Origin of the sequence: Paenibacillus sp. MAEPY2 (genome assembly GCF_000499205.1) — a bacterium.
Taxonomy (GTDB): domain Bacteria; phylum Bacillota; class Bacilli; order Paenibacillales; family Paenibacillaceae; genus Paenibacillus; species Paenibacillus vandeheii.
Map to the genome: position 1 here is coordinate 1 of NZ_AWUK01000040.1, position 25,035 is coordinate 25,035.

The following is a 25,035-nucleotide window of genomic DNA, read 5'->3' on the forward strand; positions in this document are numbered from 1 at the left end:
TGTTATCCCCAGATTTTTTGGATTGCCTTTTTCAAAGGGAAAAATCCGGGGATAAAGGCGAAGCGTATGCTTTCGATGCAGCTTTCTTTTAGAAAGCTTCTAGCTCCGCTTCTTCAGGTTATTTCTGTCCTCTCCGTTATCGTGTAAATGTTTTGTTCAATTTATATAGATTGAACTGACTCGTTGGCTTTATGCAAATTGTTTACATATGAAGGAGTAATGAAATGTCACGTAAAGTATCCATCCAGTCGCTGGCTGACCAGCTTGGATTATCCAAATATGCCGTCTCCCGCGCACTCAGCGGCAAGACAGGTGTCAGTGAAGCGACTCGTGCCCGTGTTCTGGAATTAGCCCGTGCCTTGGGATATCGCCAGAGCACCCCAGGTAGCAGTGCTGTGCCCACTGGAAATGAAGATCAATCTGAGCCGCCGTTTGCTCTTATCTGCATGAATCAGCTCAACCGGGGCGAACCGCACTACTGGCAGCGTGTACTCTCCGGTATGATCTCTGCCTGTAATGAAAGAGGATGGCATCATGCCATCGTATCCCCCTCTCTGGGAGTCGCTGATGAACACACACCTCCTGAACGGGCAATCGCTCCTCACTTGGACTGGGAAAGGTGTGCCGGGGTCATCGTCATGGGCGCTTTCCCCCATGCTGTCCTGCAACGACTGGCTCAGACAGGTCGCCCGATTGTGCTCGTAGATCATCAGGAGCCTCTATTGAACTGTGATACCATCAGCCATGATAACCTGGAAGCAGGCATTACTGTGGCGAGATATTTAATGTCGATGCAGTGCCGCCGCATCGGTCTGATTACAGATGATGGCCGGGCTGCCAGCTTTGCACAGCGGAAGATCGGCATCGAACTGGCCTTGAACCATTTTCATGCAGACAGCAGTCGTATGACTGCCTTCAGAGAATGGAATATTCCTTATGAGAACGGCGAATGGATCAATCAATTGGCTGCTACAATTAAAAACATGCCCGCCGACGAACGCCCCGATGCCTGGATTGGCGTCAATGATGATATCGCCTTGCAGTGGATGAATAAGTTGCAGGAAATGGGTCTCTCCACGCCCGGGGATTGTCTTGTCATCGGTATCGACAATGTGCATGCCGCCGCTACATCGTCCCCTCCCCTGACCACAGTCAATCTCTGCAAAGAGGAGCTCGGTCAGCGTGCGATCGAAGCTTTGCAGCGTCGAATTGAACGCCCTGGTACACCAAAGGAAACAGTCATGTTATCCACGTCCCTTATTCCAAGGGAATCGGCGTAATTTAATGTGGGCAACCTCCTTAGCGTCTGAGCAACTTAACTTTATTGAATACCAAAAAGGCCCCGCATGTTATTATGCGAGGCCTTTCATCTCTATCTAGTTATTCATACCAAGCTCCGTTCCGTTCTTGGCAGAGAATAACCTTCTTGACTGTTATTTCTGCCAAGGCAGGCTTGTGTACGACGGAAGATCTACTTCCCATTTCACATCACGATACTCTCGATTAATTACTGCTGTTCTTTTTAAGGTGAATTTCGTTCCGTTTTCTTTGTAAAAATCACGGATAACCAATTTCAGATTGTCTGCAACGTATTCTCCGTTATTATTAGGCTGGTCTGGAAAACCGATTACTTGAACAGGATACTCTTTTCCTTCCGAATCTACGGCCACCCAGCGATCGCCATTAACAGCATTTTGGAACATCCCTCTTCCCTCCAGCACAAGTGAGGAGTTTTTGTCATAGGACTCCCACACCGGTTTGTAATTGAAGTCAGAAACTAAAATTTCATCTCCATATTGTTCAAATTGCAGTACGTAGGTGTAAATTTCAGCATCCTTACGCATCTTTTCCAGATCCACTTCCACGGACTTCTCCTCCCACACCGGGATAGTATAACCATCCAGGACAAAGCGAATCTTCTTCGCATCCACCGTAACATAAGCAGGGTCCCATGTCTCCGACAACTTTAACGGCCCACCATCCCTAATACCACTCTGATCACGGAGTCGGAACTTGGCTTGACGAGCACTGGGTCTGCTCTCGTTAAAAATTCGATACTCATTCGTTTCCGGGATTTCGATATGATACATGATGTCCATATCTTCCGCCCAAGTCTCTCCCATTATAGCCCGAAGTTGATCATCCAGACTCACATTCATGTCAAGGCGGGTCCCATTTGGTGTACGTACAAGCTGTGTCATATCCAGTTTTAAGCCCTCTGGAGTGGTGTAGGTATTGTTCATGGGAGCCTCAACAGCCATTAATTTGGCTTTGGTCATATCGATGTTGAATTGGAAGCTCCAATCCACCGTTGTATTACTTGCTGTAATTTTTCCAGTATCAATATTATAATGATCAGGGATTTTTAAATAACTTAATTCTCCCCGTACAAATACGTGATCTGGAATATCATCATTCAGCTGGAATACAAACCTTTGATACTTCCCACTGCTAAGCCTCGTATCTACCGCCATGGAAGCAACTCTGTTTCCTTTTTCATCTGTAACATGAATTCTTCCCGCCTCCGGATAAACAACCGGTGTCGTGCTGCCTTCAGGGTTGCTTTGCTCAATTATAATAATAATTTGTGAACGATCCACAAGGACATCGCTAATCTTAAGCGTATACCCCTGATCTACAATTTGAATTTTCGGGTTGATGACAAGATCAAGTGGTTTCAGACGTTTGTAATCATCCGTCAGATAACCAGATCTTATCTCTTCTGGTACAGGTATGTCGGGAAGCCGCTGATTTACGGCATTTACCGTGGATTGCGTGGATTTTGCTGTGTGATCAAAAGCAAACCAGGCCCCTCCCGCAAGGATCACAACGGCCGCCACTGCAATCCCAGTACGGCGCATCCAATGGGATTTGGAGGCTTTTTTCGTAAACAGATTCCCGTCTTCTGCGCTCAACATAGACACGCCATCCAGCTTCCGCATCACCTCAAGCGTAAAGTCTGCATCCGGTTCCTCACGGAACAAATGCTGTTCCCACAATCGATCCTCATCATTTGGAATAGGCTTCATACGTTGATAAACCTCCTTTGCGTTCCATTTGTTTTTTCAACGTTTTCTTCCCCCGGTAAAGCGCATTACGCACTTGCGCGGAACTCATGTCCGTGATATCTGCAATCTCTTCGTAGCTTAACTCATTCGTATATTTAAGCAGCAGCACAAGCCGATACGATTCCGGCAGTTGCTCCATCTGGCGATAGATTTCACGCTGCATCTCCTTATGCAGCACATGCTTCTCTGGCGTTTCACCATTGGTCTGTTCCAAGCCCGTATGAACAGCAGTCATCACGGGTTTCTGTTGCCGCATAAAATCCCGCATCCGATTAACAACGATGGTGTACACCCAGGATGAGAAACTGCTTCCTTCCCTTCGTGTCGGAAGATAACGGTAAATTCGCAGAAACGTATCCTGAGCGAGATCCTGTGCATCCTGATGACTCGCACCCATTCCGCGCAAAATGCCGAATACTTTATTTTTATATCGATCCACGAGCACTGCAAAAAGCTGTTTGTCCCCCGCAATAATACGCTGAATGAGCTCCTCCTCTGGTATCTGTTGAGTCATGTAATCCCCCTTCTCTACAGCTTCCATGCATGGTTCTGTACTATATAGACGGAAGCACTTCCCGAAACCTCTCACTTTATCCAAAAAAAAGAATTCGCGCCACCAGGTGAAAACCGGATGAGCGAACTCTACAACCATTCTTGGTTCTTTGTGACTGCTGCAATGACTGTAATCCCAAGTTCTTTCCTTGCTTCTTTCTTCAGTCGTCCTTGCTTTTCTCTGATACAAAATCACTAAGCTGTGAATAGATCGCTACAATTTCGTCCATCGACATACGCACTAATCCACTGGATGATGGGGCAACAAATTCATGTATTTCCTTGACGACCGGGTCGTCCTGAAATCCCCATTCCGCTTTGGCACGCTGACTGTACTGGGTGTATACTCCTTTTCCAACAAAACAGGCGATGTCCGGTCGGTATTCCTCCAGCTTTTGCCGTAAAATCTTCCGTCCCTCTGCATATTCTTCCTTCGTAATATCGTCCATGCCTCTTGTCGGCCGGGCCACTATATTCGTAAATCCATACCCCAGCTTCAGCAACTCTCCATCCTCTTTTGCATCATATAAACGAGGGGTCAATCCGGAGCGTTCAAGAATGCGCCAGAAACGATTTCCTTTGTAAGCATAATGATGACCCGTCTCCCCAGACGTGATGCTGGGATTAAATCCGATAAATAAGATCGATAAACCATAATCCAGATGATCTGGAATCATAAAGAAAAGCCCCCTTATCTTTTTTAGTCATTTACATCTTTCATCTGTGTATAAAATGATATAATGGTTGAAGTATTTTCGAATCGGACTGAAATTTTCATGAAAAAGGAAGCTGAACTGATGATTGCAGACATCATGCTTGAAGTCGTCCTACCCGTCTTTCTCCTGATTGCCGTCGGGTCCTGGATGCAAAAGGTGTTCAAGTTGGACTTGTACACCCTCGCCAAAATCAATTTCTATTGTATTACCCCCGCAGCCGTCTTTATGAGCATGTATCACTCCGATATGTCGGGTGAGTTGCTCGGAACCGTTACGCTTTTTTACGCTTTATATGTAGTTATTCTCTATATTGTGGGGTCTGTGTTCGCACGTTCGCTTCGGATGAATAAAGGCATGAAGGCCGCCTTCAACAACAGTATCATGCTGGACAACGCAGGCAATTATGGTCTGCCCATCAACTCCCTAGTGTTCCGTGGCGATCCACTGGCATCGTCCATCCAGGCATTGGTCATGTCTTTACAGGCATTGCTGACCTTTACCTATGGTGTGTTGTCCATTCAGGGTGCGAAGCTCAAAGGCAATTACCGTGCGGTGATCATTGGATTTCTAAAAATGCCCGTTCCTTATGCGTTGTTGCTCGGCATTTTGTTTCATATGGGAAATATCCCACTGCCAACCTTCCTGTCCATGCCGCTGACCTATGCGCAGCAAAGTATGGTGGCTGTAGCCCTATTAACACTCGGAGCGCAAATTGTAAAATATCCGATCCGCCTGTATCGTCTTGATGTGTATATTAGCACATTTTTGCGTTTGCTGATTGGCCCAGCCATTGGGATCTCAATCGTGCTGCTGCTCGGTTTGCAAGGCATCGCCGCCCAGGCGCTCATTATTGCATCCGGTATGCCTACCGGAGTCAATGCGTCCATTCTGGCGGAGGAATATGATAACGAGCCGGATTTTGCCGCCCAGACAGTTCTGATCTCGACGCTGCTTAACATCATTACGATTACTGCTCTGATTTCATTTGCGAAGACGTTCTGACCTTATACGCAAAAAAACTAGTCCACTCTCCCTTATGGAGCTGTGGACTTTATTTTGTCAGAGGAGAAGCCAGCATAACCAAAAAAAGTTCGAACGCAGCCTTATTTGGATGCGCTTGAACTTTCTTTGTTAATGAATATTCCATCTAATCAAGTCTATTGTTTAACTGACAGCCCTAAGAAAACTAAGATTCACATGTCGTCCGCTCAGGGAACTTGCCACCTTCTCTGAACAAACATCTAACCAGTCGCTGCGCGGCCCGATTGAAGTAAAAACTCGGACTCACACCCTCCACCTGAACAGGCTCCAGTTCCTTCACACTTTCCTTGACCTTATTCATTTCAATGAGTCCCATCTTCCGCTCATTCGGTCCGAATCGATAAATAACCTTTTCATCGTCTTCCGTCTGTTTCACCAGCAGAATGATTGACGCCATACAGGTTACCCCCTATCGTTACGTTGTGAGATTATGATGACCACTTGCTTACTATTAATTATTACCCAGAATAGAATGGAAGGATATAGGGCTTTAGTTATTTATATTGACGTTAAAACTCCTTATTTTAATTATCTTAATTGAAATATTTTGACGAAAAATAAACAAAAACAGGCTTGGATGTACCAAACCTGCCCAATTACCTTGCATCCAAAGGAATCAGAAGTCTCATGTTTCACTATTTCAGTTACAAACGTGGGTCCACCGGTTCAGATTCCAGAGCCAATGTCGCCAGCACGCATTCATGAATTCTTTCCACAGGCTCCATGCGTACAAAACGCTCAATTCCCTCCATGCCCAAGGCACTCTCCATCAGAGCGTGGCGCTCTTTTTTGGACGTTTTGCGTTTGCTGAGCCGGGACAAATTTTCCGGTGCGAGGTAATCCATACCATAAATGATGTGCAAATACGCACGACCTCGTACTTTAATCGCAGGTTGGATCATTTTGTTGGCGTTCCAGGCACGGAATGTTTCCGGCTTGATGACAATGCCCTCATGTCCTTCAGCCGTGATCTCATCCCACCAACGAATGACTTCCTCTTCATCTGCCCTACTGGTGATTACACGGTATTCCGTTTCCATCATCATCGTGGACATCCGGGCGAACTCACGATTTTGCTCCATATGCCACTCATGCGTCTGATCCCAAAACGCCCCAGTGCTATGTGCCAAGGTATGAAACGGTGCAATACGAATATCTCCGATATCCTCTACATCCCAGCAATATTTCTGAAATACATCGCGGAATGTTCTAGCATTGGCAAGCTTACGTTCTGTGTCCTGCAACCACTCCTCCACATTTCGGCCGGCTGCTTTAGCATCACGCAGCTTTCCAAGCACCAACTCCCGATCCATCAACGAAGCCTCAGCTACATGTGCATACTGCGAGGAGATTAGCTCCCGCGCTTTCAGATTCCAGGGTACGATCTCTGCATCGAGTAATACGAACTCCGTCTGGTGACGGTCAAAATAACCCGCTGCAATCAAATCCGTGTGTAATCTTAATAACACATCCTTCTCAGTTGTCCTGTCAAAAAAGGAGCGGCCCGTCCGGGTCACAATGTTCCCCAGTGTTGGTCTTCCTATTCGCTTCTCAGCTACCTGTTCGTCCCGGAACAGGAGCACAATGGCACGGCTTCCCATATGTTTTTTCTCCGCTACCATTCGAGTAACGCCCTGAGACCGGTAGTACTGGAACGCATCCTGTGGATGTTCCAAATATCCTTCTATCGAAGAAGTTGTTGGTGGTGGACTCATCGTGGGCGGGATATAAACCAGTTCCTCCAACGGTACGGTAAAATGAGAAAAGGTATCGATCGCCGTTTTTGCCACCTCAGAATGAATGGATACATCCATCCGGGACCCGGTTTGCACTGTGAATCCTTCCTTGAACTTGCGCAAGTTAGGTGGAGCAAATCTCCGCCGTTCCCATCGTTTGAGCGGACTGTCCGGATCTTCAGCGTAATCCTGCTTCGCTGGAACACTAATTGCCTCGCGTTCCGGCATCCGCCACGCCGTGAGCATACCCCCAAAGACAACGCCTTGGTCAATATTGATCGTATCATTCACTATCGTTGGATATGGATGCGGATCATGTCCCCAGACAATGCATTCACCGGAAGCGTGATCTACGTACCAATCCTTGCGAATCGGTCTTCCGTGTTCATCCGTTCCCTCCACATCGCCGTAGCGGCAATAATCCTGAATGCGTTTGGACTGTTTTCCGATAAAGTGATCCCGAATCCCGGCATGTGCTACGACCACCTGACGTACGCCATTTCGGGAAAAAATCAGATGAGATGGTGCATCAAGCAGAAATGCCCTTAATTCTGTTCGCACTATCTGTGCCATTTCTTTACCTTGCTCCTGCTCCAACTGAATAAGCTCGGCCTCCACATGTTCATCGCCATGGCTCAATGTAACATCACGACCGTCCAGATAGCGTCCTATTTTCCACCCATGATTGCTGTCGATCATGTAGGCGAGTCCAGATGCACAATGCCGCTGCCAGAACAACAGACACTTCAGCGATTCTGGTCCCCGGCTGGTTACATCACCAACCGAGACCAGCTTTCTTCCTTCTGGATGATGGTATAGCCCGCTTCCATCCTTATCCACATATCCAAGTCGGAGAATTAATTCCATCATTTCCTCGTAACAGCCATGAATGTCTCCAATAATATCGATACCTGTACCCATGTCGATTATAAGTGGGTTGGATGTACGGACAAACGAGATGTCTTCCGGATGCTTCAGCACATAATTAGCGTCGAAGCCATCTTCACGAATGGCGCGTAGTGTGCGTTTGAATTGCTGCACCTGTTGTTTCACCCGCTGACGTCCGCGCGGATACTCTCGCTGAGCATCACGTTCGAGCAGTTCTTTTTCAGGGATATCCAACACCACAGCAATCACGGGCACATGAGCTTTTCTGGCCAGTTGAATCAACCGCTGACGATCCTCCGGATACAGATGTGTGGCATCAACCCAGGTCAGCTTGTTCAGACGGCAACGGGTCGCGAGCATGGCTTCCATTGCTTCAAACGCCTTGGCCGATACCTGCTGGTACTCGGCATAGATTACATCTGCTTCGCTACGGGGCCTATGTTTCCAATCCACATACTCGTCATCTCCAATTAGCATTCGGAATTGATCAGATGATACCGCCTCGGTTCTTCGGATGACACCTTCTACAACGAGACGATCCAACAACGTGCTTTTCCCACTGTTTGAGGGCCCTACCAGAACGACGATGCCTGCATGCGGCAAGCGAATTTCACGCTGTACTTGTTCCAAACCCTTCGCACCATCGACCTGGCGTCTGACTGTATCTTCTATTTCTTTAGGCTCTCTGTTGTTCTTCATAGTTGGTCTCCTTTCTCCGTTCAAAAATGACCAGTTGTGTAGGTTGTCCATATCCCTCTGCGCACTCACCAATACCCCTTATTTCAAAGTTATAATTTCCTTTGAGTGCCCATTCTTCACATTGGGCTGCCAATTCCGCCCGAGTCCACTCGAAACGATGATCATGGTGACGAAAGCTATCCTGCTCCATCGCATACACTTCGTTGTACTCTTTGTTTGGAGTTGTCACCAGCAACACATCGGGTCGATAATCACTCATAATGGTTTCCATAATCCCGTTCAAGCGATACGCTTCGATATGCTCTATCACTTCGCACAGGATCATGACATCCTGATTTTGCATCTGTTCATCAAAATAAAACAGCGAGCCGATCACAGGTTTGGGCATAGCAACGATCCCGCTTCGGTCTTCCAGCTTCGCGAAGCGCTCCATGGCCCGAAGCCGTGACTGACCTGATGGCTCAACGGCCAGAATGGATTCCACGCCCGAAATATAGGCCAAGCGGGCAGAAAGTTTACCTTCCCCGGCTCCCATATCGACAATACGTCGCTTAGATGGAAGAGCTTCAACTACTTCCGCTATTGCTCGATAACGCAGTTCATTTAACCTTACTGGTGACTCAGATCGCTCAAGCTCACCTGCAGAGGTATCTTGAATCCCTTCATCACTCTCATTGATTCCCTTATCGGAAATCTGATTCACTCCACCTGCCCGCTCAACCGAGACGGACAGGTTCCCTTCCTGGTGCTCATACTTCCGAATTAATTCGGAAAATCGCAGTGTGCGTCGGACAATAAGCTCTTTCAGTGGATGGTTTTCCAGCCATCCTTCGCCATAACGTTTGATCTTATCAATCTCATCTTCACTAATGAAATAATGTTTGTAGTTGTCCAACACTGGAATCAGCAGAAATAACTGACGCAGTGCATTTTGTACTGTAACTTGTCCGCTCAGTCTGATACGGCGGACAGTACTATTCTTTTTCAGATCAAATGTATAAGACAACTCATCCCGCTCAAGGGTAACCGTGTAGCCTAGTGACGAGAATAGTTCCTCCACAACCCGATCAGGGAGGTCCGATGCCACAGGTCCAAATGACAGCTCCATATCGAACGAGTGCTCCACCCATTGCAAATGGTCTTCCTTCGGTTTACCATTCAACGCTGTCCCCAGCGCAGAGCGTATGTAAGAGCAGAACAAACTGCTCGTTACAAATTCACGGTCGTTAATATATTGTGTAATGTCGTAACCGTTCGGAGTACCTCTTACCAGATCAACAGGATCTGGCTCGGCATGAATCAACACTTCGGTTTCGCTCTCTGTGTCAGTGATATAAACAATTCGTACACGCGCATCCTTTTCCGTCCGGTCATATACGTTATGTGGATTCTTCGCCAGCAAGCGCGATACAGCTCCTGCCCCTGCTCCTCTTACTTTCAATATCAGATGCATCAGATCTCCTCCTTCTTCTTATACCTTTACCTCCCACACCTCTTGCAGTGCAAAACGGAAGATCCGGTCCAATTCTTCATATTGAATAACCTGCTCATTCTCCATCTGAGCGGCCATTTGTTCAAAATGCGCGATCTTCTCCGCCAAAAAAGCCTGTATCGCTGGCAGCTGCGGTTCCAGATCAAGTTCCTCGCCTGCCTTTTTCCGGCGTAACAATTCATGGATTTCCGTATAGAGCGGCCCGCTCTGAGGAACAAGCTCGTGCACCAGCTCTTTGAATGCCATCGGCGGCATCGCATCATAACGTTCGATCCAGCCACAGGCGAGCAGTGGGCGCAGCACATAGAAGTACTTTTTGATCTTCACCTGCTCACCCTGCAAATAATCCCGGAAGTTTCCCTTCGCCATATTCAGATAATGGTACATACAGGACTTTGGTGAGAAGGTCAAAGGCGACAGTGCACGAATATGCTCTGCCACGCTGTACGGTTCGTCATACTGAATCGGGGATTGCAACCACTCCAACAGCGGTGGATTCGACTTGCGAAATAGCTTCAGGGCTTTGCGCAAATCCCAACCATTGATATCAAGCTGATCACTGATCGGGCGTTCGATGACATCCCTTTTATCCTCAATGGACAAGTACCATTCCAGCGGTCTCACATATAGGAAACGAACATCGTAATCGCTGTCCTGTGAAGGGAAACCCCACGCCCGGCTGCCCGATTCACAGGCATAGATGATCCGTACGTTCTCCTCCTGTTCAATCTGCTTCAGCTGCTGTCTAATCGTATCTCTCATTTCTTCATGAACATGAGTCATCTCTATTGCCCTCCACATTTCCCAATTTAAATATCCATCGCCCGCACCCGGTTAGCGAGTGTATCATATCCCGCCACAGTCTCGGCAATATACGTCAATACCGTTTCACTCCAGCCATAGATATAAAAAGTTTTACCATCACGTGGTGGTACCATTGCCTGCTGATAAGGTGCAATATCCACGATAAACGCCTTCAACTCCGAATTCATCATCCGGCGATAACGTTCAAGCTCGGCATATAACGGACTGCCCTCATTCTGCTGTTCATCGGTGATCATAATGATCTGATCCACTTTCTCTCCAATATCCCGAAGCTCACGCACAGGCCGCCCCGTGTCGGTTCCACCTTGTGCCCGAATACGATGAGCCTGGGAAAGAATGCTTTCATTCATCTTCGGACGAGCATCTTCAACCATATGGTCGAATAACCAGAACAGCGAGTTGCCTCGGGTTTGTTTATAAAGCGCCAGTGCCAGCACCGAACCGATTCGCAGATAATCCCCTTGCATAGAGCCGGAGCGATCCAGGAAAATGGCCGTTCTTCCAGGCAACGCTGGCAGATTTCCAATCGATAGCTCCACGGCCTGCCGCAAAGCCTCCCGCAGCTCTTCCCTTGCAGTCATTTCATATGCACTGGCGAATTGGAAAGGTAAAATGCGCGACTTACGCAGGGCTTCCGCATCCGTTAGACGACGTGTGACGTAATCCATATTTTTTGATTTTTCAAAAACTCCAGCCCGATCCATTGCATTCAGATGACGCAACAACGCAAAGGTCGGCATTTGTAACATCAATGCCTCCCATACCGTACGTGTTGGCTGCATGATCGATGTGACCACCGAATACGGCAGTTTGCCTTTTTCGATCAGATGCATCTGACTTGCCGGATTCGGGATAGCCTTCAGCTTCTCCAGCGCCTGCAACTGCGGCAGGTCCGTAAGATCTACTTCAAGCCCCCGTAAATAACGGAACAAGGCTTGCTGTTTCATATCTCTCGGCTTGGGATGTGCTGTAGCGATCATATCGCCCAGACTGTATCCACGCCCGCGTCCGTTGTATTTGATCGCCCAGTATTCGCTGACTCCGTTCAAAAAAAGGCTCACCTGACGCTTCACAGCTCGACCGCCTTGCCCCCGGCCAGTTCCTCTTAGAATGGTCAGAAAATCGGCCAAGTCAGCCGGTGTCTGTACCACTTGGGAGAATACTTTTGCAAAGTGATCCGGGTCCACCTTCGACAACAGCGCCAGCCCGAATAGGGGCTGTAACCGCATCAAGGCTTCATTACGCGCATAGATCAGCGCCCGCGCCATAAAACCCGCATCCACCTCAGCCATCTCCTGATGACTCACCATCGCATCGTCCATTAGCTGCTGTGTATCTGCATAAAACGTATTGTTCAATGTATTGGTCAACAACAACTGTATATATTGTTCCTCCACCAATCGCTCATAGGCTCCATAGCCTTCATGATTACGTGTGGTTGGCTGAGGTTGATTGAATAATTGTTTCGCTCTGCTCATCACTCATGACCTCCCGGTGTGAGTCTATTCATTCATCTTCCATAATAAAATGTTCCGAGGAAAAAGGTGGGAAGGTATAATACCCGCTCTACCGCTGAGCTACACCGCCATGGACGGCGGCGATTGGATTCGAACCAACGACCTGGTCGATTAACAGTCGAAGTAACCCTCCCTGGCGCCTCGGAACCTTGATCCGCAGAGCTTGTTGCTTCCCCGCTTCACAACCTTATTATGCCTCATGCATTTGCACGCGAACATGGCGAAAGTATGGCGACGAATCCATTTCATAACTCATTAAATGATCGTTTTGTAACGATTGAAGCACCTAAAGGTATGATGAAATTGATTCAACCTCCATAAGTTTAAAATGAAACCAGCCACTCATCCTGATACAATGAAGGGATAACAAGGAGTGAATGCTCATGGCTAAAGAGAGCTTTGACAAAGAAATTCAATTTCTGCGCATGTTGTCCCTGACAAGCGGCGCGTACAACCGTAAACAATACGCCGAGCGGCTCGGCATATCCGTACATACTTTTGATAAAACCCAACGCAGGTTAAAAGAAATCATGCAGTCCGTCGCCGACCAACGCACCGGTTCGGAACAAAATAAAGAAATGGCAGAGCTCGTACGCTTCCAGTATGGGGAATCCGCTGAGCCTATGCTGCTCTTCCTATTTCGTGCCAAGTCGATGAAAGAGACTGAAGTTCAGCGTCTATCCGTCCTTTTGCATACCTTACAAGACCAAGCTTTGACCGCTATGGAACTGTTGGACGCCTGCTGCGCAGATCTGCCGGAGGATCTGGCTTTGCCTGACGAAAAGACGATTCGTTTAGATCTGAAGTATTTGGAAGAAGTCGGGGTAATTCGCAAGGAACCCGGCGGTAGACCTTATCGTTACCTTTTGCAGCAGGATGTACTTACGGGGCTAACCGTGGAAGAACAGCTGGAGCTGTATGATTTTGTGGATATTATGGCGAACACCCAGGTTCCTTCCGTACAGGGTTATTTATTACGCGACAGTCTCAAAAAAGCCATTGCTGCAAGCTATCCGCAGGAAGAAGCCACCGAACCATTTATATACAAGTACCACTATTATTCCCGCATTCTGGACGAAGCTCATCTGTACACCCTGCTTAGTGCAATTCGACAACGAAAACATGTGCAGTTCCTGTATTATTCACCCAAAAAACCGTCCAGCTACAGCTCGCAGAATACGAATCCACGCTTTGAACGGGAAGCAGGCGGACGATCCAACCGGATCATCCCCCTTGAAGTGGTCTATGATCATCAGTATGGCCGCTGGTATGTCATTGGATATCAAGGGCGCCGTGGCTTTGTGAAATTTCGGATGGAAGGCATTACGCAGCTGGAGGAACAGGATGCAATTGAAGAAGAATATATGCTCGAATTGAAGCAGCAGTGGGCCGAGAGCAGCCGCTACAGCTGGCTGGTGGATACGGGAAACACCGTGACGGTTCAAGCCCGATTCTTCCATCCACGGGATGGTCAGCGTAACTTCATTCTGGACCGTGTACGTTTGCAAGGTCAATGGGGAACGATTACGCCCGAAACGGAACATACCTTTCTGTATGAAATTCAGGTCAACGGTACCACCGAGATTAAGCCGTGGCTTCGGAGTTTTGGCTCAAGCTGCGAGGTGATCGCTCCACAGAGGCTGCGTCAGGAGATGATTAAGGAATGGAAGGAGATTGCGCAATATTATGAATCTGTTCGAGAAGATGTTCAACTATCAGATGATGACGAGATTGAATGAAACCGGACTGTTCACCTGGACCTCACAGGAACGAGCCTGGCTGCGCATGATGCTGAATCACCCTGCTGCACCGGAAGCGCTGAACCCCGACACGTTGCACAAAATGCATGACATGCTGGATGCGGAGCAGGATCTGGACCTTCAGGATTATCTGACCGAAAAGGCCAAAAGTGAAGAAAACAGCGTCTTTCATCCGCTGCTCAAACCATTACGGCAGCTGATTCTGCATCATCAGGGGTTTCGTTTGACAGGGCGTGTCCGCAATGGACGCATCAGCCAGGATCAGTTCGGATTTCCCTACAAGCTCGAATATTCCATGGTCAAAAAGGAATGGTACGTGCTCTGGTATGCTCCACGCTTCGGCAAGCTGATGTCAACCAAACTGCACAGCATTATTGCGGTGCAGGCTCAGAATGTTGAACCGGAGTTTGCCTCTCAATATGCTACCAAAATCGCTAATTTGACGGAGAACCGGAAGACAACCGTGACCATTGAAGTACTGCCTGAATTCAACCAGGAGTTATCGCGGATTCTATACGCCTTCTCTTGCTTCGAGAAGCAGGTTGAATATGAAGAAGAACAACAAACCTATCGAATTGAGCTGACGATTCCTCGGAATGAGATGGATTATGTGCTGTCCAAAATGCGTTTTCTGGGCAAACGGGTACGGATCGCAGACAATGCTGCCCTTCGAGCGCGAATGTCTGAGACAGCCGCCAAAGTGCTGGCACGCTATGCGGAATCTGGGACTGAATTACAGCCTGAACGAACTTATGAAGGAGTGCGGAGCCAGCATGTGGAGGAGCCTTTCATCGAGGCAGACGGAAGTGACTCTGCCTAACGTGCACGTCAACTGATGGGCCAATAGTTGCTGATAAATTTCCACAATACACAAAGGGCTCCCCATAGTCATGAAGATGATGGGGAAGCCCTTTTGATGATTTGCGATACGAACGTTTAACGAACTGAGCAGGCTCTATTCGAGTACCTGGCACTATCCCACTCCACTCGTCTGCTTCTACGTGCCGTTACTGGCAGCTGAATTCCTTCTTTTGTTAATCGCATGCACACCCATCACAACGGCAATCAATTCATACGTATCCAGATGTTCGGATTGGTTGTCTAACACAAACGCACCTGAACCGAACCAGCCACTTGTACGCCTGAAGCTTGCCACAATTTTGCCGCCCATCCCGGTGATATCATATTCCTGTGAAAACGCTGGAGCGGAGACATCATACACACCACGCCGTCCGGCATCGTACTCATACTTTTTGCTGAAGAAGCTAATCCTCGCCCGTAAGCCCCCCCATTCCCTTCCATCGGCTGAGGTCACATCCCAACGGTTACTTAACATGCGGAATTTACCACTGCAAATGAGTCCCGAGTTATCGAATACATCAAGCGATGAACCAAAGGCACTTTTCAAATCGAGATGACCCGCCTGCTCCTGTTCATGGTTCATAATCTCGGTGTACCCTGCATTAAAGAAATTATCTCTGAAATAGAGTTCCATGGAATTCCTCCCTCATAAGAAATAAATGTTCTCCCTTATTGCAAAAGACATATATCCCTATTTACGTATAAGAACTGGGAAATGCTTCAAAATAAAAAAACTGTCAGCTCAACCTGCAGCTGACAGAACTTTTACTTTTACTTTTACTTTTACTTACACTTCCACTTTTTTATTATTCAGGTATACGGCAGCTGCAACCAAAATCACAGCCACGATGATTTCGAATATAACACTCCACCATGTTCCCTGTGACCACAAGATCCGATTGGACGTAATAGAGATCCCTGTACTTTTTTCCGTGACCTGAAATAATTCATTCGGGTTAAAACGACCTGAGAAGATAATATTCTCCAACCAGCTAATGAGATTGGTTAATACGAAGAATGCAATGATACTAATCCATGGCCCTGTTTTAAAGCGGAAGCTGCCTCCAATGGATATGGAGAGAAAGATGATGACGGTTATGAACAAAACTGCCCACCAGACAAACAACAGCAAGGAAATGATCTCGGAAACATGAATGCCCGACATATTAATGGCACTGACCAAGTTCATATCTGTGTGCGTTGCACTGAAGATGAAGTAATGAATGGTAGCTACAACCATCAGTCCCAGCCCGCAAAGCGTTCCGAATATTAAAGGAGACAAAACGTGAGACAGTCCTGTTACGGGAACGAGACGGCGATTATACGAACGGATATTGGACCAGTACGTCTTAATCATCTTCACATAAATAGACACGCCTACTCCGACATATGCCATAACACCTATAACGCTGCCTGTTATATCTGACATGAACATTGCCAGCCCAATTTGCACGATAATCAATACTGCCAGCCCGGCAAGCAGTATGTTCCAATTCCTTCTAAAGTCGTACTTCAGCAACGTCATCATTCTGCATAGACCTCCTTGAACATTTCATCCACACTTTTTCCGTACTTGAGACGCAGGGTCTCAACCTCTTCACGCATCACCATTTCACCTTCACGAATGAAGATTACTTCATCAAAAATTCGTTCGATATCCGTTACAAGATGCGTAGAAATGATCAGACTGCTGTCTTCATCGTAGAACTTCACAATGGCGTCCAGAATTTTGCCCCGGGCAACCGGGTCTACACCGCCAATCGGTTCATCCAGCAAATAGAGGCGAGCCTTGCGGGAAAGAGCCAGTGTTAGTTGTAGTCGTTCATTCATGCCTTTCGACAAATGCCGTACCCGAACTCCCTCTTCAAGCTTCATAAATTCAAGCATCTCTCTGGCTTTAACTTCATCAAAATCAGCATAGAAATCACGGTAGTATGCAATTGCATCCCGGACCTTCATCCAATTCTCGGTCAATGGCCGGTCCGGCATAAAGGATACCAGCGACTTGGTTTCCAATCCAACCGGTTTTCCGGTTACGCGAATGTCTCCGCTGCTGGGGTGCAGCAAGCCTGCAACCAGCTTCATCAGGGTGCTTTTGCCACTTCCGTTGCTGCCCAGCAAACCTACAATTCGGCCTGGTGCGATATCCAATGTGATGTCATGAAGGGCCTTCTTGCTGCCATACGTTTTGTTTATATTGTTCAGCTCAAGAATATTACTCATTCAATGTTCCTCCTCTTCCATCGCGACCCAGTGACTGCCTTCCGTCTGCAACAGCATCAGCCACGATGGTTACGATGTCCTGTTCATCAATGCCCAGCTCCTGCATTCCTGTCAGAAAACGCTCCAGCAATTCGCCAGCCATCTCTTTTTTGATCGTCATAATTTTCGACTCCTCACTTGTCACATATCGGCCCAGACCCCGTTTGGTTTCGACCACTTCTTCACGCTCCAATTCCTGGAATGTCCGTTGCACCGTATTGGGATTAATCTGTAATTCGGCCGCCAATTCACGAACCGAAGGAATTTTATCGCCTGCCTTAAGTGTGCCTGTTACGATCTGTCTTTTGATGTACTGCATGATCTGCAGGTAGATGGGCAAGTTGTTGTCAAATTCGATGCTCACAATATTCTCGCTCCTCTCTGTATCTGTGTGTTAGTTACATAGTACACTAGTGATTTGGTGTTGTAAAGCCCATTTATTTAAATTGCCTTCTATACAAAAAAAAGAACAGATCCTGAGATCTGCTCTTGATTCTTCTGACTATGATCATGATATGAGGTGTCCAACCTAATCAGAAGTTATCTATACAATATCCAAAGGCACTTTGCCCTTAGGTGCAGGGAATGCCTCGTTTAACCGAACCACTTCATCTTGAGTCAAAGTAACATGCATCGCCGCCGCATTTTCTGCAACATGATCCAACTGTACAGCTTTCGGGATCGCAAGTACATCACCATCCCTGATAACCCAGGATAACGCGATTTGCGATGGACTAACTCCTCGATCACGGGAAATGTCAAGGATGGTTGGATGCTCCAGCAGCTCTTTCCGGAGCCTGCCACCCTGAGCCAGCGGGCAATACGCCATCACAGGAACATGACGTTCCCGTAGCCAGGGTAGGAGATCGTATTCAATCCCCCTGGAAGCCGCATGATACAGAACCTGATTCACTGCACAGTTTTTACCCTCTGGAATGTTCCATAGTTCCTGCATGTCCTCTTTGTCCAGATTGGAGACACCCCAACGCAGAATTTTACCCGATTGTTTCAGCTGTTCCATCGCTTCGACCGTCTCTTCCAACGGTACACCCCCACGCCAGTGCAGCAAGTACAAGTCCAGGCGATCTGTACCCAGACGTGAGAGGCTGCGCTCACAAGCGGTGATCATTTGCTTCCGATCCGCATGATGAGGATACACCTTGGATACCAGAAATACATCATCCCGACAGTCCATTATCGCCTCACCAGTAACCTCTTCTGCCCCGCCTTCCGCATACATCTCGGCCGTGTCAATCACTGTCATACCACGTTCAATCCCATAACGCAGTGCCTGAACTTCTTCTCTCCGACTGGATTGCTTCTCACCCATGTACCAGGTTCCCTGTCCAATTGCAGGCAGTGTTGTTCCATCGGATAGCTGGATCGTGTGAGCTTGATTTCCTCGTTTCATCTATACTCCTCCAATCTGAGAATGCTATTCTTCCCTATCTATTCATTATTAAGCAGATCAAAGCTATTGCCCTCATTCGCCCCTTCATTCGATCGCTTCCAACGCTCCACCATCATCGTATACAACTGATCCAGCGGTAACGTGAGGCTGTTCTGAGCAATACTTACGGTAGCATCGACCATGCTGCTGTTGACCAACATTAATTTGCGTTTCATCCCATTCTGGCGATCCAGAAAGGCATTTTCGTCCCATAGTTTAACCCCAATCATCTTCTGTCCCATGAATTCATACATAAAAATACTCTCAACATCTTTCCAGGCAATTATCCCTCCAGATGTGTAAGAAGAGGAATCCACAAAGCCATGCTCATCAACAACAAAGGAAGGTTCCTTCTTAATCATCTTTACCAAACTATAGCAAAGACAAAGCCCAAAAAACAAAATGGAGAACAAGCCTATAACGGAAGAAATAGCGGATCCCATTGTTGAAGAATCATCAAACATCAAAAAAAATCCGGCTGCTACAAAAAGTGCCGCCCCCACTGTTAGCAATGCCATGCGTTTCCGGCTCGGGTATTCCACGTGCTGTTGATCATAGGATGTGGACAATGTGATGCTCCTCCTTCATGGTGACTGAGACAAGAATGATCTATATAAACAGGGTTCAGCTCATTGAATGAGCTGTTACCAAATATACTCAAATGGCATTGTTCATTAAATAGAATTAAATTAAATTAAATTAAATAAAAAAACATTTTTTGACACATTTCGTCCATTTCATGACTATTCAACATTAGGATTCGTCATGCTTCCAATAATTCCTTTTCGGCGCAGGTGATATTGTTAAGAAATAGGAAAACGTTGGTTCACAATCGTATTGTCCTGCCTCATGCTTTCCGTTAATATAAATGGAAAGGTTAGGAAATTAACATATTCTGATTCATGGTGGGAGGACAAACAATGAACAGTCTGCGCGGCATAACATCGGAAGATCTTTTTCAGATTACTTGGGTTAATGATCCAACTCCGTCTCCTCAGGGTGGACAACTGGTATATGTAAGCCGAAAAACAAATGAGGCACGGGACGGTTACTCTTCTCACCTGAGACTCCTCCATCTGGAGAACCAGAAGGACAGGCCTTTCACATCTGGAGATAAGGATCATGCTCCTGCATGGTCACCGGATGGCTCACAGCTTGCTTTTTTACGAGAGCATGAAGGCAAAACACAAGTGTGGCTGATCGCCTCAGATGGTGGAGAAGCACAGCAAATCAGCCATTTGAAGCATGGAGTCAGTTCCCTGCTCTGGTCGCCGGATGGACTTACTTTACTGGTTAAATCATCGGTGGACATGAGCAAGAAAAACGAAGATGAAACCGAAGATTCAGATAAAAAACTGCTGCAAGAACTTGTTGTGGATCGTATTCGAATGAAGTCCGACAGTGGCGGACTGTGGAATGGCAGACGCACCCATCTCTTCCGTGTTCCAGCCGAAGGCGGAGAGGCTATCCCTGTAACTACAGGCCATTATGACGTTGGGGACTATGCGTGGTCGCCAGACGGTGAGTCCATTGCCTGGATCGCTCAGATGCCTGAAGAGGGCGAGCAGCATAACGATTACACCCTGACGAACCATGTGTATCGTGCCAAGGCTGACGGATCTGACATGCAGCAGTTGACCCCGGAAGGATACTCTTTCGGGCGGCTGACGTACGCACCTGATGGACAATCCCTTGCGCTGCTTGCCAGTGACCGCTCCTATGGAAATGCTACGCTGGTCAAGCTCTATACCCTTCCGATCTCAGGCGGCAAACCCGTATGTCTGAGCAAGGATTGGGATGTACAGATGAATCACAGCCTTGTCGGTGATATGCGCTCACACTTAACCAATACGGGTCCGGTGTTCAGTCGTGATGGTTCATCCATTCTCTGTCTTGCTACTATTGAAGGCAGTGTCCGAATTGCCCGATTTGCAAGGGACGGCAGTCATGCCGAATATATCTTGCCGGACGAGAAAGAGTTCTACCAGTTTGCCGAGCTGGAAAATGGACAGATTGTGGCTGCCGTAGCAGACGTATTAAGTCCTGGCGATCTCTTTTTATATACTCAGCCTGAAGATACAGGGGCCCAATCTATACAATTAACCCATAGCAATCCCCAACTGGAAGAAGAAATTCAGCTGAGCACACCAGAGACCTTCTGGTTCGATTCCTCTGACGGCTTACGACTGCAAGGCTGGATGCTGAAACCAGCTGGCATGGTGGAAGGAGTCAAAGTCCCAACCATCCTTGAAATTCATGGCGGTCCACATATGATGTATGGGTTCACGTTTATGCATGAGTTCCAGATCCTCGCAGCACAAGGATACGCTGTTGTATACATCAATCCGCGGGGTGGCCTCGGATACGGACAGCAGTTCGTGAATGCCTGCCGGGGTGACTATGGCGGTGGGGATTATCGTGATCTGATGGAAGCCATGGATTATGCGTTATCCCGATATCCGTTTATTGACGAGTCCCGTCTTGGCGTCACTGGCGGCAGTTATGGCGGCTTCATGACCAACTGGATCGTTGGACATACCGACCGTTTCAAGGCAGCCGTCACTCAGCGTTCGATCTCGAACTGGCTCTCGTTCTACGGGGTCAGTGATATTGGATTCTTTTTCACGGAGGACCAGATTGGCGGTAATGCGTGGGATGACACCGAGAAATTATGGAAACACTCCCCGCTTGCCTATGTGGGCAACGTCAACACCCCGCTCCTGATATTGCATGGTGAGCAGGATCTGCGTTGTCCGATTGAACAGGCTGAACAGTTGTATGTTGCTTTGAAGCGACGCAAACAGACCACTCGGTTCGTTCGTTTCCCGGGAGCCAATCACGAGTTGTCCCGCGGAGGTCACCCACACTTAAGGGTACGTCGGCTGGAGCATATTGCTGGATGGTTCAATGAGCACCTGTAATGCCATCATAAGATCGCTTAACTATGAAATAAAAATAAATAATTAAACTTCTTCTTGCTCCTCATCTCTTCCTGGGAAAGAAGAACAATGGATCAGCAAAAACCATCAGTAGAAGGGTCATCATCTTGACCTTTTCTGGTGGTTTTTACTGTGTTCACATTTGGGTTGTTTCTACATGAACAAAAGTCCTGGAAATAGCCCCTTACAAAATGGAATCTATCTGCTGGTTACAAGTTGCGAAATCAGCCAATTTATTAGATAATAATCTGTCGATTGTAGTCGAAGGAACGGATATCAAGGGGGATTCAAGTCATGAACAAGAACAATAATCAACCATTTGACGAGCCGATTAGTCGGCTCTCCACAGGATCAGAGAAATGGGATGCGCTTGAAGAGATTTTTGGCGTCGCAGATGCGCTCCCCATGTGGGTTGCCGATATGGATTTCGCCGCTCCACCCTCGGTCATTCAGGCGCTGAAGACTCGCATGGAGCATGGGATTTTTGGCTATACGGTGAGAACAGATGCGTATCACGCAGCGCTATCGGGATGGATGGATCGGCGTCACAACTGGAGTATTAACGATGAATGGATCGTATTCACCCCGGGGATTGTGCCTGCACTCAGCATTGCTGTACAACGTTTCACTGAACCGGGAGATGCGGTAGTAATCCAGACTCCGGTATATGCCCCCTTCTATGAAGTGGTCCGCGGTCAGGGCAGAGAGCTGATGACCAATCCATTAGTGGAGAACGATGGACAATACGCTATGGATCTGGAGCATCTGGAATCCTGCCTGAAGACGGGTCGGGTCAAAATGCTGATTCTGTGCAGTCCTCACAACCCGGTTGGACGGGTATGGACTCGTGAAGAACTTCAGAACCTTGCTGCACTCTGCGTGCAATATGATATACTCATCGTTTCGGATGAGATTCATGCCGATCTGGTACACCAACAAGGTGCACATACGCCACTAGCTCTTATTTCCGAAGCTGTCGCTGATCTCAGCATCATCTGTACAGCACCAAGCAAAACATTCAACATTCCCGGTCTCTGTACCTCCAATATCATCATTCCAAATGCCAAGCTGCGAGAATCATTCATGCAGGGCGTGAAAACGATGGGGCTTGCCAACATCAGCACGCTGGGAGCAGTGGCAGCCGAAGCGGCTTACAATGGTGCTGAAGAATGGCTGGATGACTGTCTTGCCTATATCCGTGGAAATATGGAATACGTGCAAGAATACGTCGTTGAGCATATGCCGCAAATCGGAATCCAACTTCCAGAAGCAACTTACCTGCTGTGGATGGATTTCCGGAAGCTGAATATCCCGCATGCACAACTGTGTACGATGCTGCTCAAGGAAGCGGGACTCGCTTTCAATGATGGGAGCATTTTCGGAGTGGAAGGCACAGGATACATGCGCATGAATGTGGCCTGTCCACGTTCAACAGTAGAAGAAGCCATGCGCAGATTGTCAGTGCTGGTGGGCAGGCTGTCGGCGGAATGAGTTCAATCAGGTGCAAAGCTATATTTTCAGAATTTCAGCTAATAGACCCTGTATAGTGCGTTAAAATTGTAAAGAGGGTGTCCCGTAGTCAATTTCATGATTAATGTCATGATGGACTACCCGGACGCCCTTTTATAATTTGTACCCATTATAGAAATCGAATGATACAAAATACTGATATCCAGCAAACTACGACGTTGGCATTTGAATAATGCGATCACATAACCTGTCCAGCAACACTCTATCATGGCTGATAATCAGCAGTCCCAGATTACGCTGACGCGCGATGTTCATCACGCTATGCCAGATCTGTGCCTGGGTGATCGCATCCAGCATAGTGGTCATCTCATCGGCGATCACGTATCGAGTTGCTAAGCCGAGTGCGCGCGCTACACAGAAGCGCTGCAATTCGCCGCCTGACAATTCACCGGGCCTCCGCTCCAGCCAATTCGTTTGGATCCCCAAGTCATCGAGCAGCTTCTCATCCTCAATCGCCGCTTCTTTCAAGACACGGTGCATCCGCCAGCGAGGATTTACCGCTTTCTCTGGATGCTGGAATACTAGCTGCACCGGACAGGGGCCGGTTTTAGGAAGCGGCTTCCCATCCAGCAGCACTTGACCTGCCAACGGTTCCACATAACCTGCAAGGATACGTCCCAGACTTGTTTTGCCACAACCACTGGGCCCCCACAAGCCAACGAATTCCCCTTGCTGTACTTCCAGACTTATATTCTGAAATACCCAAGCGTCTTTACTATAACGATAACTTGTCTTTCGAGCCTCAAGTGGCATGAATGCACCTCACTTCCCCACCGCGCACCTTGCGCAGCTCAGGACGTTCGTTTGTGCAAGCCGTGGTCGCTCCGATGCAGCGTGGTGCAAATGAGCATCCTTCTATCCGTTGCCGGCCTGCTATAGGCTGGGTACCCGACAGAGGTTGAAATTCGTTTTGCGGCAAAGCGCTCCAGAGCGCCTTCGTGTATGGATGTCGTAACCGTTCGCCCTTACCTGTAAAATCACAAACCTGCGCCGTCTCTACATTGGAGCCTGCGTAAAATACGGATATGCGATCAGCTGCCGTCAGGGCAGTCGTAATATCATGGGTAATCCAAAGGATGCCAACACCTTCATTGGCCAATTGACGAAAATGCTTCATCGTTTCAGCCAGCACTTCGGGATGTATGCCAGGTGTTGGCTCATCCGCAATAATTAATTTCGGCTCACCCGAAGTGGCTGTTGCCATCAGCACGCGACGAGCCATGCCGCCTGATAATTCAAACGGATATTTGCCCGAGGTGCCCTGTGGTAATCCATAGTGTCCCGTCAGTTCCTGCTCTGCTTTTTGCATTACGGATCGGGATGTCGGTCGATGCTTTCGTCCTGACTTTTGGCTTACCGGATGAACCTGCCTGCCTACCTTCAACAACGGGTCCAAATAACTGACCGATTGTGGAATGTACACCAGTTCATCTCCACGCAGATGAAGCTGTCGCTCCAGGGTTAAGGGTTCGCCCGCATAGCTTATCCGGCCCTCCAGCTTGGCATTGGCAGGAAGAATGCCCATGATCGCCTGCGCCAACACACTTTTGCCAGATCCACTTGCCCCTACAACCGCTACAATCTCGCCTTCATTCACAGACAGGTCCAGATCCTGTATTACAAGGTTCTCCTCGTGCCCAAACCATCCCCGCGCACGCCGGAACGAAACCGATACACCCTGCACTTCCAGAAGAGCCAT

22 protein-coding genes are annotated in these 25,035 nt (G+C 47.9%); 6 read left to right on the top strand and 16 right to left on the bottom strand.

Annotation, left to right across the window (positions count from 1 at the left end; translation table 11 throughout):
- Window positions 1–224 precede the first annotated feature (224 nt).
- Complete coding sequence (locus tag P364_RS0128490; protein WP_024633434.1) at window positions 225–1,280, top strand: LacI family DNA-binding transcriptional regulator; 1,056 nt, start codon at window positions 225–227, stop codon at window positions 1,278–1,280.
- A 153-nt stretch (window positions 1,281–1,433) separates the two neighbouring features.
- Here the strand turns inward: P364_RS0128490 and P364_RS0128495 are convergent, their stop codons facing one another.
- From P364_RS0128495 to P364_RS0128505, 3 genes are all read right to left on the bottom strand, one after another.
- The gene (locus P364_RS0128495; protein ID WP_024633435.1) at window positions 1,434–3,029 is read right to left on the bottom strand and encodes a DUF4179 domain-containing protein; all 1,596 of its coding nucleotides are present in this window, start codon (window positions 3,027–3,029) and stop codon (window positions 1,434–1,436) included.
- The gene (locus P364_RS0128500) at window positions 3,010–3,582 is read right to left on the bottom strand and encodes an RNA polymerase sigma factor (RefSeq protein WP_024633436.1); all 573 of its coding nucleotides are present in this window, start codon (window positions 3,580–3,582) and stop codon (window positions 3,010–3,012) included. The genes P364_RS0128495 and P364_RS0128500 overlap by 20 nt, the downstream gene beginning before the upstream one ends.
- Before the next feature lie 199 nt (window positions 3,583–3,781).
- Entirely contained in the window at window positions 3,782–4,297 is a 516-nt protein-coding gene (locus tag P364_RS0128505; protein ID WP_024633437.1) for a mismatch-specific DNA-glycosylase, read from the bottom strand.
- Between the two features lie 120 nt (window positions 4,298–4,417).
- On the opposite strand from P364_RS0128505, the gene P364_RS0128510 reads away from it, so the two are divergent.
- A complete protein-coding gene (locus P364_RS0128510; protein ID WP_024633438.1) occupies window positions 4,418–5,338 on the top strand; it encodes an AEC family transporter in 921 nt (306 codons plus the stop codon).
- Between the two features lie 184 nt (window positions 5,339–5,522).
- On the opposite strand, the gene P364_RS0128515 is transcribed toward P364_RS0128510, so the two are convergent.
- The 5 genes from P364_RS0128515 to P364_RS0128535 all read right to left on the bottom strand — a co-directional run bounded on the left by P364_RS0128515 (window position 5,523) and on the right by P364_RS0128535 (window position 12,495).
- The gene (locus P364_RS0128515; protein ID WP_024633439.1) at window positions 5,523–5,774 is read right to left on the bottom strand and encodes a hypothetical protein; all 252 of its coding nucleotides are present in this window, start codon (window positions 5,772–5,774) and stop codon (window positions 5,523–5,525) included.
- A 247-nt stretch (window positions 5,775–6,021) separates the two neighbouring features.
- On the bottom strand, window positions 6,022–8,700 hold the full coding sequence (locus P364_RS0128520) for a polynucleotide kinase-phosphatase (protein WP_024633440.1): 2,679 nt from the start codon (window positions 8,698–8,700) through the stop codon (window positions 6,022–6,024).
- Window positions 8,678–10,153: a methyltransferase domain-containing protein gene (locus P364_RS0128525; RefSeq protein ID WP_024633441.1), complete on the bottom strand. Its 1,476-nt coding sequence runs from the start codon at window positions 10,151–10,153 to the stop codon at window positions 8,678–8,680. The genes P364_RS0128520 and P364_RS0128525 overlap by 23 nt, the downstream gene beginning before the upstream one ends.
- Before the next feature lie 18 nt (window positions 10,154–10,171).
- On the bottom strand, window positions 10,172–10,975 hold the full coding sequence (locus tag P364_RS0128530; protein WP_024633442.1) for a nucleotidyltransferase domain-containing protein: 804 nt from the start codon (window positions 10,973–10,975) through the stop codon (window positions 10,172–10,174).
- Window positions 10,976–11,001: 26 nt separating this feature from the next.
- Window positions 11,002–12,495 (bottom strand): TROVE domain-containing protein, encoded by a 1,494-nt coding sequence (locus tag P364_RS0128535; protein WP_024633443.1) that lies wholly within the window; start codon window positions 12,493–12,495, stop codon window positions 11,002–11,004.
- Window positions 12,496–12,917: 422 nt separating this feature from the next.
- On the opposite strand from P364_RS0128535, the gene P364_RS0128540 reads away from it, so the two are divergent.
- Together P364_RS0128540 and P364_RS0128545 are read left to right on the top strand one after the other, a co-directional pair.
- Window positions 12,918–14,273, top strand: coding sequence for a helix-turn-helix transcriptional regulator (locus P364_RS0128540; RefSeq protein ID WP_024633444.1), 1,356 nt, complete (start codon window positions 12,918–12,920; stop codon window positions 14,271–14,273).
- A complete protein-coding gene (locus P364_RS0128545) occupies window positions 14,221–15,114 on the top strand; it encodes a WYL domain-containing protein (RefSeq protein ID WP_024633445.1) in 894 nt (297 codons plus the stop codon). Before P364_RS0128540 ends, P364_RS0128545 begins: the two co-directional genes overlap by 53 nt.
- A gap of 177 nt (window positions 15,115–15,291) precedes the next feature.
- Here P364_RS0128545 and P364_RS0128550 read toward each other — a convergent pair whose 3' ends face one another.
- The 6 genes from P364_RS0128550 to P364_RS0128575 all read right to left on the bottom strand — a co-directional run bounded on the left by P364_RS0128550 (window position 15,292) and on the right by P364_RS0128575 (window position 19,436).
- Entirely contained in the window at window positions 15,292–15,789 is a 498-nt protein-coding gene (locus tag P364_RS0128550; RefSeq protein ID WP_024633446.1) for a hypothetical protein, read from the bottom strand.
- Between the two features lie 153 nt (window positions 15,790–15,942).
- Window positions 15,943–16,683, bottom strand: coding sequence for a hypothetical protein (locus P364_RS0128555; RefSeq protein WP_024633447.1), 741 nt, complete (start codon window positions 16,681–16,683; stop codon window positions 15,943–15,945).
- The gene (locus P364_RS0128560) at window positions 16,680–17,378 is read right to left on the bottom strand and encodes an ABC transporter ATP-binding protein (protein ID WP_024633448.1); all 699 of its coding nucleotides are present in this window, start codon (window positions 17,376–17,378) and stop codon (window positions 16,680–16,682) included. The genes P364_RS0128555 and P364_RS0128560 overlap by 4 nt, the downstream gene beginning before the upstream one ends.
- The gene (locus P364_RS0128565) at window positions 17,371–17,781 is read right to left on the bottom strand and encodes a GntR family transcriptional regulator (RefSeq protein WP_024633449.1); all 411 of its coding nucleotides are present in this window, start codon (window positions 17,779–17,781) and stop codon (window positions 17,371–17,373) included. Before P364_RS0128565 ends, P364_RS0128560 begins: the two co-directional genes overlap by 8 nt.
- Before the next feature lie 180 nt (window positions 17,782–17,961).
- Window positions 17,962–18,828: an aldo/keto reductase gene (locus P364_RS0128570; RefSeq protein WP_024633450.1), complete on the bottom strand. Its 867-nt coding sequence runs from the start codon at window positions 18,826–18,828 to the stop codon at window positions 17,962–17,964.
- A 38-nt stretch (window positions 18,829–18,866) separates the two neighbouring features.
- Complete coding sequence (locus P364_RS0128575; RefSeq protein WP_024633451.1) at window positions 18,867–19,436, bottom strand: STM3941 family protein; 570 nt, start codon at window positions 19,434–19,436, stop codon at window positions 18,867–18,869.
- 351 nt (window positions 19,437–19,787) lie between these two features.
- Between P364_RS0128575 and P364_RS0128580 the strand changes: the two genes are divergently transcribed.
- Window positions 19,788–21,788 carry a S9 family peptidase gene (locus P364_RS0128580; RefSeq protein ID WP_024633452.1) on the top strand — a complete coding sequence of 667 codons (2,001 nt, stop codon included), beginning with the start codon at window positions 19,788–19,790 and terminating at the stop codon, window positions 21,786–21,788.
- A 312-nt stretch (window positions 21,789–22,100) separates the two neighbouring features.
- Window positions 22,101–23,297, top strand: coding sequence for a MalY/PatB family protein (locus tag P364_RS0128585; protein ID WP_024633453.1), 1,197 nt, complete (start codon window positions 22,101–22,103; stop codon window positions 23,295–23,297).
- 189 nt (window positions 23,298–23,486) lie between these two features.
- Here P364_RS0128585 and P364_RS0128590 read toward each other — a convergent pair whose 3' ends face one another.
- Window positions 23,487–24,089 (bottom strand): ABC transporter ATP-binding protein, encoded by a 603-nt coding sequence (locus P364_RS0128590; protein WP_024633454.1) that lies wholly within the window; start codon window positions 24,087–24,089, stop codon window positions 23,487–23,489.
- On the bottom strand, window positions 24,079–25,035 hold the full coding sequence (locus tag P364_RS0128595) for an ABC transporter ATP-binding protein (protein WP_024633455.1): 957 nt from the start codon (window positions 25,033–25,035) through the stop codon (window positions 24,079–24,081). Before P364_RS0128595 ends, P364_RS0128590 begins: the two co-directional genes overlap by 11 nt.

What these genes read in the sequence shown, in the direction of transcription:
- P364_RS0128535 (WP_024633443.1), bottom strand. Translation starts at nt 12,495, where the DNA reads ATGAGCAGAGCGAAACAATTATTCAATCAACCTCAGCCAACCACACGT.
- P364_RS0128555 (WP_024633447.1), bottom strand. Translation starts at nt 16,683, where the DNA reads ATGATGACGTTGCTGAAGTACGACTTTAGAAGGAATTGGAACATACTG.
- P364_RS0128590 (WP_024633454.1), bottom strand. Translation starts at nt 24,089, where the DNA reads ATGCCACTTGAGGCTCGAAAGACAAGTTATCGTTATAGTAAAGACGCT.
- P364_RS0128560 (WP_024633448.1), bottom strand. Translation starts at nt 17,378, where the DNA reads ATGAGTAATATTCTTGAGCTGAACAATATAAACAAAACGTATGGCAGC.
- P364_RS0128520 (WP_024633440.1), bottom strand. Translation starts at nt 8,700, where the DNA reads ATGAAGAACAACAGAGAGCCTAAAGAAATAGAAGATACAGTCAGACGC.
- P364_RS0128550 (WP_024633446.1), bottom strand. Translation starts at nt 15,789, where the DNA reads ATGGAACTCTATTTCAGAGATAATTTCTTTAATGCAGGGTACACCGAG.
- P364_RS0128505 (WP_024633437.1), bottom strand. Translation starts at nt 4,297, where the DNA reads ATGATTCCAGATCATCTGGATTATGGTTTATCGATCTTATTTATCGGA.
- P364_RS0128530 (WP_024633442.1), bottom strand. Translation starts at nt 10,975, where the DNA reads ATGACTCATGTTCATGAAGAAATGAGAGATACGATTAGACAGCAGCTG.
- P364_RS0128585 (WP_024633453.1), top strand. Translation starts at nt 22,101, where the DNA reads ATGAACAAGAACAATAATCAACCATTTGACGAGCCGATTAGTCGGCTC.
- P364_RS0128595 (WP_024633455.1), bottom strand. Translation starts at nt 25,035, where the DNA reads ATGGCTCTTCTGGAAGTGCAGGGTGTATCGGTTTCGTTCCGGCGTGCG.
- P364_RS0128525 (WP_024633441.1), bottom strand. Translation starts at nt 10,153, where the DNA reads ATGCATCTGATATTGAAAGTAAGAGGAGCAGGGGCAGGAGCTGTATCG.
- P364_RS0128570 (WP_024633450.1), bottom strand. Translation starts at nt 18,828, where the DNA reads ATGAAACGAGGAAATCAAGCTCACACGATCCAGCTATCCGATGGAACA.
- P364_RS0128580 (WP_024633452.1), top strand. Translation starts at nt 19,788, where the DNA reads ATGAACAGTCTGCGCGGCATAACATCGGAAGATCTTTTTCAGATTACT.
- P364_RS0128510 (WP_024633438.1), top strand. Translation starts at nt 4,418, where the DNA reads ATGATTGCAGACATCATGCTTGAAGTCGTCCTACCCGTCTTTCTCCTG.
- P364_RS0128545 (WP_024633445.1), top strand. Translation starts at nt 14,221, where the DNA reads ATGAATCTGTTCGAGAAGATGTTCAACTATCAGATGATGACGAGATTG.
- P364_RS0128495 (WP_024633435.1), bottom strand. Translation starts at nt 3,029, where the DNA reads ATGAAGCCTATTCCAAATGATGAGGATCGATTGTGGGAACAGCATTTG.
- P364_RS0128540 (WP_024633444.1), top strand. Translation starts at nt 12,918, where the DNA reads ATGGCTAAAGAGAGCTTTGACAAAGAAATTCAATTTCTGCGCATGTTG.
- P364_RS0128515 (WP_024633439.1), bottom strand. Translation starts at nt 5,774, where the DNA reads ATGGCGTCAATCATTCTGCTGGTGAAACAGACGGAAGACGATGAAAAG.
- P364_RS0128490 (WP_024633434.1), top strand. Translation starts at nt 225, where the DNA reads ATGTCACGTAAAGTATCCATCCAGTCGCTGGCTGACCAGCTTGGATTA.
- P364_RS0128500 (WP_024633436.1), bottom strand. Translation starts at nt 3,582, where the DNA reads ATGACTCAACAGATACCAGAGGAGGAGCTCATTCAGCGTATTATTGCG.